This window comes from Candidatus Zixiibacteriota bacterium (genome assembly GCA_020853795.1).
Lineage (GTDB): Bacteria > Zixibacteria > MSB-5A5 > CAIYYT01 > CAIYYT01 > JADJGC01.
This window is the reverse complement of sequence record JADYYF010000053.1, coordinates 1-10,197: the sequence shown is the minus strand read 5'-3', so window position 1 is coordinate 10,197 and position 10,197 is coordinate 1. Positions and strand designations below refer to the sequence as shown.

The window sequence follows — 10,197 nt, the reverse complement described above, 5'->3', positions numbered from 1 at the left end:
CGCCGGCGAAGATATACTGAATCAGATAGACGGCGTCGCTGATATTGACGGCGCCGCTGCAATCGGCATCGCCGGATGCCAACGGGACGGGGGCGCTTCCTCCCGCAAAGATGTAACTAATCAAGAAGACCGCATCGGAGATCGAAATCGCGCCGGTGCCGTCGGCATCGCCGTAGATGAAATAGGATATGAGCGGATGCGCGGCGACTTCGGTGGTAACGCCGCCGGCGGTGACATGTGCGGTGAGCTGATCGGTGCCAAAAGCGAGAGCGGAGATCAGCCAGGTCGAGTAGCTGCCGTCGCCATTGTCGGTAACCGGACGCAGAGTGCCGCCGCCGGAGTTGGTCACGCTGACCGCGGTCACGCCTTGATTGGGCGGCGCACCGGTGTAATTGCGCGGAATCAAAATGACGGCGACGGAGTCATTGCCGCCCACAGGAAGCGATGCCTCGGTGACGGTGAAGATCGAGGAGTCGGCATCAGCCTGCTGGAGCGCCTTCCAGGCGTCGTATTGAGAGCGCAGGATCGGCAGGGGATTGGTGGCGCAGTCGGTGTTGTCGATGAAGGTGTAGAGATATGGCGTCGCGCCGTCGCCGAGATGGATGACCTTGATGTAGGCGGAGATCGTCGGTTTGTTGCAGGAGAGGCAACGAGTGTCGGCGCCGGGAACGTCAGCGGCCTCGATGGCGGCCATCAAGCGTTCTTCGAGAGGGCCGGCGGTGCTGAGGAAGGCGGCCTCCATCGAGTCAACAATCTGCGCTCCGAGGAGAATGTTGCCCTGAATCGCGTAGCCGGGGCCGGTGCGGTGACCCGCCCAGGCGGTACAATTGGCGCCGGTGAATGATCCGGATGCTCCACTTCCCGCCAGCGTCACGATACCGTATTGGCGAATTTGCGGCTGATTGGTGGCATCATGCAGTTGCAGCCACGACAAGATCGAGTCGGGGGTGAGGCCGGAGAGCATGAGGGCGTGGGCGTTGCTCTGGTTGGTGGTGTTGTAGAGCGCTTGCGTGTTGATCGCGCCGACGCCTTCGATGCAGTCGTGGATGATTTTCGAACCGGCGATGCAGGAGGAGCCGGCTGAGCCGACGGCGCCGGTAAGGGTGTCGACGGCGACGATGGAGAAGGTGGCGTGGGCTATGGCCGGGACGAGCAGGCACATCAGCCCGGCAAGAACGACGAGGCCGCAATGGCGGCGAAACGAAGGATCAAGGCGAAGCATAGGATCACCTACACGAAGTCGGCAGCGATTGGGAGTTAGTTATTTACGATCTATGATAGCCCGATCAGGCGGAAAAGTCAAGGCGGGAACGGCGGCGGCAATCCGCAAAATCCCTTTACAGAACCATGTTTCGCGGGTATATTGGCTGACCTTTTTGACTTTTTCGCGGGAGTCTGCGTGTTAGGCATCGGCATAATTGGAGTCGGATACTGGGGGCCAAATCTCGTCCGCAATTTTTCCTCGCTGGGTGGCGCCTGCAAGGTGGTAGGGGTCTGCGACCAGCGGCCGGAACGAGTCAAGTTCATTCAAAATCAATATCCCAGCGTGAAGGGTTACGCCAGCGACGAGCAGTTGATTGCCGATCCTGACGTGCAGGCGGTCGTGATCGCGACGCCGGTGTTTACGCACCATCGGCTGGCGGCGGCGGCGCTCAAGGCGGGCAAGCACGTGATGCTGGAGAAGCCGCTGACGCACACGGTGGCGGAGGCGGAGGACCTGTTGAATCTGGCGCACAAGGGCGGGTTGACGCTGATGGTCGACCATACGTTCCTGTACACCGGCGCGGTGCGGAAGATCAAGGAATTGAAGGTGTCGGGCGAAGTCGGGCAACTGCTCTACTTCGATTCGGTGCGCGTGAATCTGGGGCTGTTCCAGCACGACATTAACGTGATCTGGGATTTGGCGCCGCACGATATCTCGATTTGCGATTTCATCTCCGGCAAGAAGGCCAAGGCGGTTAATGCCACCGGCGTGGCGCATTACGGGCAGAAGATCGAGAACATCGGTTACCTGACGGTGCAATACGAGGACGACCTGCTGGCGCATTTCCACGTCAACTGGCTGGCGCCGGTCAAGGTGCGCACGACGCTGATCGGCGGCACCAAGCAGATGATCGTCTATGATGACATGGATCCGTCGGAGAAGGTGAAGATTTACGACAAGAAAGTGGTGTTCACCGACGCCACCGGCAAGGAGGACAAGGAGCAGGTGTACCAGGCGCTGGTCGAGTACCGCACCGGCGACATGCGCGCGCCCAAGGTGGAGAGTACCGAGGCGCTGAAGCTGGTGGCGCAGGAATTCATCACTTCGATCAACGAGAAACGCAAACCCCTCACTTCCGGCGAAGACGGCCTTCACGTCGTCCGCATCCTCGAAGCGGCGGATCAATCCCTCAAGCAGAACGGGGCACAGGTCAAACTATGAGCAAGCGGCAAATTCGCGTATTGATTACCGGTTCCGGCACCGTCACCTGTCAGTCGTTTATCAAGGGTCTGCGGCAGCAGAACGAGATCGACGCCTATGTCGTGACGACCGACATGAATCCCGAGTCGGCGGGGCGCTATTTTTCGAATGCGTTCTACACGACGCCGGCGGCCAAGGATGAGAAGTTCATCCCGACGATCACCGACATCATCAAGAAAGAGAAAATTCAACTGTTGGTGCCGATTGTCGATTACGAATTCGACAAGATCGGCGCAAACATCGAGGCATTCAAGAAGCTGGGCTGCGTGACGGCGATATCCTCGCCGGAGACGATTGCGCTCGCCAACGAGAAGGAGAAGACCTTCAAGTTCTTCACCGGGATCGGCATCGACACGCCGTACACCTGGATGCCCAGCGAGCTGCCCGATCCGAAGACGATCAAGTATCCGATTTTCATCAAGCCGCGCACGGGGCGGGCGTCGCTCGACGTGCACAAGATCAACAATCCGGAGGATCTGGCGCGCTACCTGAAAGAGGTGGACGATCCGGTGTTGCAGGAGTACGTCACCGGCAAGGAATACACGATCGACGTGCTGTCGGATTTCAGCAGCCGGGTGATCGGGGTGGTGCCGCGCCAGCGGGTCGAGACCAAGGTCGGGATTTCGTACAAGGGGCGGACGGTGGATGATCCGGTGATGGTCGAGAAAGCGAAGTATATCGCCGAGAAGATGAAGAACATCGGGCACTGTAATATCCAGTTGTTCGTCACGCCGGAGGGGCGCTATTGTTTCTTCGAGATCAATCCGCGCTACGCCGGAACGCTGACATTGACGGTCGCGGCGGGGATGAATTCGCCGTATTTACTGTGCAAGATGGTGCTGGGGGACAAGGTGGAGCCGATCATCGGGCAGTACGAGAAGAATTTATTGATGCTGCGGTATTGGGAAGAGGTGTATGTGCGGGAGAATGGTTCCGTACTGCCGATCCCGAAGTTGACTTCCTAAGGTGGTTATGAATCTAAACGGCAAGAAGGTCTTTTTGACCGGCGGTGCTGGATTTATTGGGTCGCATTTAACCATGAGTCTGGTGCAGGCCGGCGCGCGGGTGACGGTCTACGACAATTTTTCATCGGGCTTGCGGGAGAACCTGGCGCCGGTGGCGAAGGAGATTCAGGTCATCGAAGGCGACATCCTCGACTACGAGAAACTGAAAACCGCGATGACGGGGCCCCACGTGGTCAGTCATCAGGCAGCGCAGTTGGAGATCACGCACTGCGTCGACGATCCGATTGACGATCTGCGGTCGAATACGATCGGCACGTTGCACGTGTTTCAGGCGGCGGTTGCCAACGGGGTCGAGAAGATCATGAACGCCTCGTCGGCGTGTGTTTACGGGCAGCCGCTGTACACGCCGTCGGATGAAACCAAGCACCCGACGAATCCGAACTGGGCGTACGGGGCATCGAAGCTGGCGGCAGAGAAGTACGGGCAGATATTTTGCGAGCTGTACAAATTGCCGATCGTGTCATTTCGCTATGCGATCATCTACGGCGAGCGGGAGTGGTACGGGCGCGTGCTGACGATCTTCCTGAAGCGGATCCTGGACGGCAAGAATCCGGTAGTGTTTGGTGAAGGTAAGCAAGTTCGCGATTTCACTTATGTCGGCGATCTGGTGCGGTTGCACAATCAGGCGCTGGTGGATGAACGCGCCAACGGCCACGTGTTCAATATTTCCACGGGAACTGCGACTTCGGTGCGGCAGTTGGCGGAGAAGATGGTGGCGAAGTTCGGCGACGGCAAGCTGCGGGTGGAATTCGAGCAAGTGAAGCCGGGTGAGAGGTCGGAGAAGGTTGACGGCCGGATGCGGCTGCCCTCGGAGTTGTCCGCAATGGTGCTGGCCAATCACAAAGCCAAGGAGCTGCTCGGGTGGGAGCCGCAGGTGATGCTTGATGAAGGTCTGGAGCGCGAGTACCGCTGGCTGGCCGCGAACGCCGGCCGCTGGCAACGCATGAGCTACTGATGAGCGACAAGTTCGAACGCCTCGACAAGATTTCCGATTCCTACAATTCCGAAGTCGATTTCGACCGCTATTTGATCGAGTTCAATTTCGACGTCCTCCAACATCACCTGTGCGGCGATCAGATCCTGGAGATGGGATGCGCGTCGGGCGTGATGACGCGGTTGTTGCTGACGAAGGTGGCGCGGTTAGACGTGGTCGACGGCTCGCAAAAGTACATCGACCAGCTCAAACCGGAACTGGGCGGGCAGGTGAGATTCGAGCTGGCGCTGTTCGAGGATTACGATACTTCCAAGAAGTACACGGACATTATCCTGGCGCGGGCGCTGGAACACATCGACGACCCGGTCGCGCTGCTATCGAAGATGGCGCGTTGGTTGACTCCGGATCGTGCAGCGGCGATTCACATCGTGGTTCCGAACGCGGACAGCCTGCATCGGCGGATCGGCGTCGCGATGGGGATGCTGCCGTCGGTGACGGCGTTATCGGAGCGGGACCACAAGTACGGTCACAAGCGGGTGTACACGCGGCCGCTGCTGGAGGAGCATATCACTAAGGCGGGACTACAGGTTGTTCATGCGGAAGGGATTTATTTGAAGCCGCTGGCGAACGCGCAGATGGAGCAATGGCCGCGCAACCTGATTGACGCCTACTATCGAGTGGGCAAGCAGTTCTCCGACGCGTGCGCGGAATTGTATGTTAAGTGCGCTGTGAGGCGCTGAGTTGAGCCGAATCTTCTTTGACCTCGATGGTCCAATCCTGGACGTCGCCCCGAAATTCTATCGCATCTACACCGACCTGTTTGCCGCGCACGGGCACGCCGTGCTCTCGGCACAGGAATACTGGGAGTGCAAACGGCATAAGATCCCTGAACCGCAAATTGTGGCAAAGACTGCGCCGGCCGAGTTTGCCGAGGTCTATATCCCGGAACGGCTGAAGGTGATCGAGAATATCGAGTATCTCCAGTATGACGAGATCATCGACGGGGCAGTGGCGGCGCTGGAGTCTTTGCAGAAGCGGCATGAGTTAGTGCTGGTAACGCTGCGCAACCGGCGCGCGAGTCTGATGTGGGAACTGAAGCACTTCGATCTGGAGAAACACTTCGCGGCGATCCTGACCAAGGAGAACAATCATGGGGATTTCCAGATCAAGCTGGAATTGATCCGGCAGTATGTCGGCGCGGCGGCGGCGAGCGGGATGCTGGTCGGCGACACGGAATCAGACGTCAAAGCGGGGCAGCTTCTGGGACTGCGCACGGTGGCAGTGACGGGCGGCATCCGCACAAAAGAATTCTTGCAGGCGTTGGGGCCGGACCATATTATCGACTCCATGCATCAACTATTGCCGATCGTGGAACGGGAATTCGGGCAGTGAAGTCGCTGGTTGCGGTGTTTTGTTACAACGAAGGGGAGAAGATTCGCCGGGTTCTGGAGCAGTTTCCGGCAGCGAATGAGCGCGATTACGACGTCGTGGTGATGAACGACGGATCAACCGATCAGTCGCGGCACCATGTGGTTGAACTGGGGTTTCCGGTGCTCGATCACGAGCGTAATTTGGGCGCGGGCGCCGCGATCAAAACGGTGTTTAGATACGCACTGGACAAGGGTTATGATGCCATTGTCTTGATCGCCGGCAACGGCAAGATGAGACCGTCGGAGATTCCGCGATTATTGCAGCCGATTGCGGCAGGAGAGGCCGATTACGTGCAGGGGTCGCGTTATCTCGAAGAGGGAGTGAGCGCGAATATGCCGCTCTTCCGGCGGGTTACGATCCCGGTGTTTACATTCGTCGTCTGGTTATTCACGGGATTCAAGGGGACCGACGTGACGTGTGGTTTCCGCGCCTACCGGCTGGACATCATCCGGCATCCGCAGGTTGATGTGTGGCAGGAGTGGCTGGACAAGTATGAAATGGAATATTACGTCCACTACAAAGCGATCAAACTCGGATTCCGCGTCTGCGAGCGGCCGGTGTCGATGATTTATCCGCCCGACGGCAAGAACTACTCGAAAATCAGGGCCTTCTCCGGCTGGTGGTCGATGATTCGGCCGTGGGTGTTCTTGACACTTAGAATCAAGAAGTAGCCGCCTTTTTCATTGACCAAATTCACCGCATTCATTATTCTATAGTCAGTTACTTTCCCAAGTCACTGGGCAAAAGGTGATTGATGCCGAAGTGTACAAGCAACACCGCTGTCTCTTCGAGAATGCACGCAGTCCCGAGCGGGCTGCTATTGCCTACAGTTTGCCCCCAGTTTTCAGCCCCAAATCTTAAAGGAGGATGCATGCCGGCAAGATTCTGTTTATTAGCCGTCGCGCTGGTCGTCGCGCTTACGTCGTTAGGGGCGAGCGCGCAGCCGGTGGGAGGAGCGGTGCAGCTCGCATTTGTACCGAACGAAGGTCAATTCAACGAAGAGGTGCTTTATCGAGCAGATGCACAGGGCGTCGCCATTTGGTTGACGAAGTCCGGAGCAGTGTATCAGTTCGTGCGCGTCAGTCCAACGGCCGAGGTCGCGGGCGATGCCGCAGAGATGGCCAAGTCGACATTGCCGAGTGTGGCGGATCTTGGTTACGAATCTCACCTAATGACGATCTCCTTCGAGGGCGCCGACCATTCGCGGGCACGGAGCGGCGAGTCGGCAGGTTGGTATGCGAATTACTTCATTGGCAACAATCCCATGGCCTGGAAACAGGGAGTGCCGGTCAGCGCCAGCGTGGTCTATGAGTCGGTTTATCCGAATATCGACCTGAAGTATTATGCTCAAGGGCAGGCCCTGGAATACGATCTAATTGTCAACCCCGGAGGTGATCCGGCGCAAATAAAGCTGCGGATTGACGGTGCCGAGAGTGTCGAGATTACGGATGACGGCGAACTGCTCTGCAAGACGCCGTTCGGCACGGCCTTGCACAAGCACCCGTTAGTCTATCAAGAGGGGAAATCGGGGCGGAACTCGATTACCTGCGCCTACCGCAAGATTGGCGAGAGGACACTGACGATCGATGTCACCGGCGACTACAACCGGAAGCTGCCGTTGGTGGTGGATCCGGAGATTGCGTTTTCGACCTTCCTCGGTGGTTCAGCCTACGATGAGGGTTGGGGCGTTGCTGTGGACCCTGACGGCTACGTTTATGTCACCGGGCTGACGGCTTCGACCGATTTTCCGACTGAGCCGCCGATGGCACCGGCGACATTTCCGGTGAACATCTTCGTTTCGAAGATTGCTCCGGGCGGGAATGACCTGATTTATAGCACCTACGTGGGTGGCAACGACTACGACGGGGCCACCAATGTCGCCGTGGACGCAGCCGGAAACGCCTACCTGACGGGTGAGACCAAGTCTGAAGATTTCCCCGCGGTGGCAGCGGCACAGGACACCTTGGCCGGTGGGTCGGATGCCTTTGTGGTCAAGCTGAACAAGGATGGGAATGCGCTGGAGTACAGCACATATCTGGGCGGAGTCAACTATGAACTCGGGCGCGCGATTGCCGTGAACTCGGTGGGAGAAGCCGTAATCGTCGGTCATACCTGCTCGCCGGATTTCCCCAACTACAATGCCTATCAAGAGACCTATGGCGGAGATGGGGTCTCGCCGGAGCACTGTGGCGATGTGTTCGTTGCCAAAGTCGCGGCCAACGGAAGCACATTCGCGTTCAGCACTTTCCTGGGCGGGAGCGGCTACGATGAAGGTTGGGGTGTGGCCGTCGATGATCAGGATTTCATCTATGCCGTCGGTTTGACCGGTTCGATGAACTTCCCGACTCACAATCCGCTGTTCGGTCCGGCGTTTCTGATTGACGCATTTCTGACAAAATTGGAGCCCGACGGCAGTGCGTTGGTGTATTCGACGTACTTCGGCGGCGACAACTACGACGGTGCGACATCGGTCGCTGTCGATCGATTCTACCGGGCCACAGTAACGGGTGAGACGAAGTCCTCGGACTTCCCCGAACTGAACGAGACGCAGGACGGTCCGGGCGGATTTTCGGACGCCTTTGCCATAAGATTTGCCGCCGACGGCGGCTCGCTGGTTTACAGCACCAACATCGGAGGTTCGGGTTCTGAACTCGGCTGGGACATTGCTGTCGATGCCTTTGGCGGCGCATCGATTGCGGGCAGAACGACTTCGGCGAATTACCCGTTACAATCACCGCTGAAGGGAGAACTCACGGGCTTCTACGATGCCGTCGTATCGCGCGTGGCTCCTTCCGGCAATGTGCTCACTTTCAGTTCTTACTACGGGGGTGATCAGGAAGAAGACGCCAGGAGTGTAGCGGTTCACAACGGTACGTCGGTGCTCTTAGCCGGTTCGACGATTTCTCCTGACCTGCCCGCCGTGAATGCAGTTCAAGAGATTTATGGCGGCGGCTGGGCGGTATTTCCGCGCGGTGACGCCTGGGCGGCATCCTTGGTTGTCACCTATCCCTGCGGCGATTTCGACGGTTCGGGAATGGTGAATATCGGCGACATCGTGATTCTGATCAACTTCATCTTCGCCGGCGGACCGGCGCCGTTGGATGTCAGCGGCGGGGATGTCAATTGCGATGGGCGGCCGACGATCTCGGATGCCGTGTACATGGTGAACTACGTGTTCGCCTTTGGACCGATGCCTTGTTTCGACTGCAAATAGCGCCCCGGTCCAATCGAATTCATTCCAGCGGGACGGCCGGAGAGCGGCGGTCCCGCTGCGGTTTTTGGGGGATTTCTTGAGCGTTCAACCTTGACTCCGGCGGCGGGATTGGGGATATTCCGGCAGAAACTGAAGGAAGCGCGAAGATGATATATTCCGTGATTATTGCCGGCGGCAAAGGCGAACGCTTTTGGCCGTTTTCGACCCGCGAAAACCCGAAACAACTGCTCCGTCTTTTCTCCGATAAGACGATGCTGGAAGACACGATCGACCGCGTGGCCGAGTTGGTGCCGCGCGAACAGACCTTGATCGTGACCGGCGAGAATATCAAAACGCAGATTCTGAATCAGCATGACGGGATCAAGGAGGGGAACGTCCTGGCGGAGCCGTTCGGGAAGAACACCTGCATGGCGGTGGGATTTGCGGCGGCGCACCTGTACAAGAAGGATCCGCAGGCGGTGATGGTGGTGTTGTCGGCGGACCACTTCATCAAGCCGAAAGAGCGGCTGATCGACATCTTGCGCTATGCGACGCGGCTGGCGGAGCGGGATGACATTCTGATTACGATCGGGATCAATCCGACGCGGCCGGAGACCGGCTACGGTTATATCGAGCTGGGTGAGACGTATGACAGCTCGGAGGGGCTGACGAGTTTTCGCGTCAAGCAGTTCAAGGAGAAGCCCAATCGGACGCTGGCACAGCAGTACTATATCGGGCGGATGCACATGTGGAATTCGGGGATGTTCATCTGGTCGGCGAAAGCGATTTTGGGGGCGCTGGCGAAGTGCAAGCCGGAGATGCATCAGCTGCTGATGGACTACATGAAGAAGATCGGCACGCCGGAGGAGGCGAAAGCGCGGCTGCAGATGTTCGAAAAGGCGGAAGGGGTGTCGATTGATGTCGGCGTGCTGGAGGGCGCGAGCAACGTGGTGGTCATCAAGGCGGACCTGATTTGGGATGATATCGGATCGTGGCTGGCGCTGGAACGGATCAGCCCGAAGGACCGCGACAATAACGTTACGATCGGCGACACAGTGTTGCACGAGTCGTTCGAAATCACGGCGGTGAACTCGGGCGGAGGGATTCTGGCGACGCTGGGAGTGTCAGATCTTGTCATCGTCAAGACCGG

Annotated in this window: 9 protein-coding genes; 8 read left to right on the top strand and 1 reads right to left on the bottom strand. The window is 58.2% G+C overall.

The genetic code is table 11. The features are described from left to right. Nucleotides 1–1,222 (bottom strand): DUF1028 domain-containing protein (locus IT585_03925; protein ID MCC6962379.1); only part of this gene is annotated, 1,222 nt, incomplete at its 3' end. A 177-nt stretch (nt 1,223–1,399) separates the two neighbouring features. On the opposite strand from IT585_03925, the gene IT585_03920 reads away from it, so the two are divergent. The 8 genes from IT585_03920 to IT585_03885 form a co-directional block, all read left to right on the top strand. Further along, nucleotides 1,400–2,425, top strand: coding sequence for a Gfo/Idh/MocA family oxidoreductase (locus IT585_03920; protein MCC6962378.1), 1,026 nt, complete (start codon nt 1,400–1,402; stop codon nt 2,423–2,425). Beyond that, nucleotides 2,422–3,429: an ATP-grasp domain-containing protein gene (locus tag IT585_03915; protein ID MCC6962377.1), complete on the top strand. Its 1,008-nt coding sequence runs from the start codon at nt 2,422–2,424 to the stop codon at nt 3,427–3,429. Before IT585_03920 ends, IT585_03915 begins: the two co-directional genes overlap by 4 nt. 7 nt (nt 3,430–3,436) lie before the next feature. Further along, nucleotides 3,437–4,444 carry a GDP-mannose 4,6-dehydratase gene (locus IT585_03910; GenBank protein MCC6962376.1) on the top strand — a complete coding sequence of 336 codons (1,008 nt, stop codon included), beginning with the start codon at nt 3,437–3,439 and terminating at the stop codon, nt 4,442–4,444. Further along, nucleotides 4,444–5,163 (top strand): class I SAM-dependent methyltransferase, encoded by a 720-nt coding sequence (locus IT585_03905; GenBank protein MCC6962375.1) that lies wholly within the window; start codon nt 4,444–4,446, stop codon nt 5,161–5,163. The genes IT585_03910 and IT585_03905 overlap by 1 nt, the downstream gene beginning before the upstream one ends. Nucleotide 5,164: 1 nt before the next feature. Next, nucleotides 5,165–5,815 carry an HAD family hydrolase gene (locus IT585_03900; GenBank protein ID MCC6962374.1) on the top strand — a complete coding sequence of 217 codons (651 nt, stop codon included), beginning with the start codon at nt 5,165–5,167 and terminating at the stop codon, nt 5,813–5,815. Next, nucleotides 5,812–6,525 carry a glycosyltransferase family 2 protein gene (locus tag IT585_03895; GenBank protein ID MCC6962373.1) on the top strand — a complete coding sequence of 238 codons (714 nt, stop codon included), beginning with the start codon at nt 5,812–5,814 and terminating at the stop codon, nt 6,523–6,525. Before IT585_03900 ends, IT585_03895 begins: the two co-directional genes overlap by 4 nt. A 200-nt stretch (nt 6,526–6,725) precedes the next feature. After that, on the top strand, nt 6,726–9,068 hold the full coding sequence (locus tag IT585_03890) for an SBBP repeat-containing protein (GenBank protein MCC6962372.1): 2,343 nt from the start codon (nt 6,726–6,728) through the stop codon (nt 9,066–9,068). Nucleotides 9,069–9,214: 146 nt separating this feature from the next. Further along, on the top strand, nt 9,215–10,197 hold a 983-nt coding region (locus IT585_03885; GenBank protein ID MCC6962371.1), incomplete at its 3' end, for a mannose-1-phosphate guanylyltransferase.

Excerpts from the sequence above, each read along its gene's own strand:
- IT585_03915 (MCC6962377.1), top strand. The coding sequence starts at position 2,422 with ATGAGCAAGCGGCAAATTCGCGTATTGATTACCGGTTCCGGCACCGTC.
- IT585_03910 (MCC6962376.1), top strand. The coding sequence starts at position 3,437 with ATGAATCTAAACGGCAAGAAGGTCTTTTTGACCGGCGGTGCTGGATTT.
- IT585_03905 (MCC6962375.1), top strand. The coding sequence starts at position 4,444 with ATGAGCGACAAGTTCGAACGCCTCGACAAGATTTCCGATTCCTACAAT.
- IT585_03890 (MCC6962372.1), top strand. The coding sequence starts at position 6,726 with ATGCCGGCAAGATTCTGTTTATTAGCCGTCGCGCTGGTCGTCGCGCTT.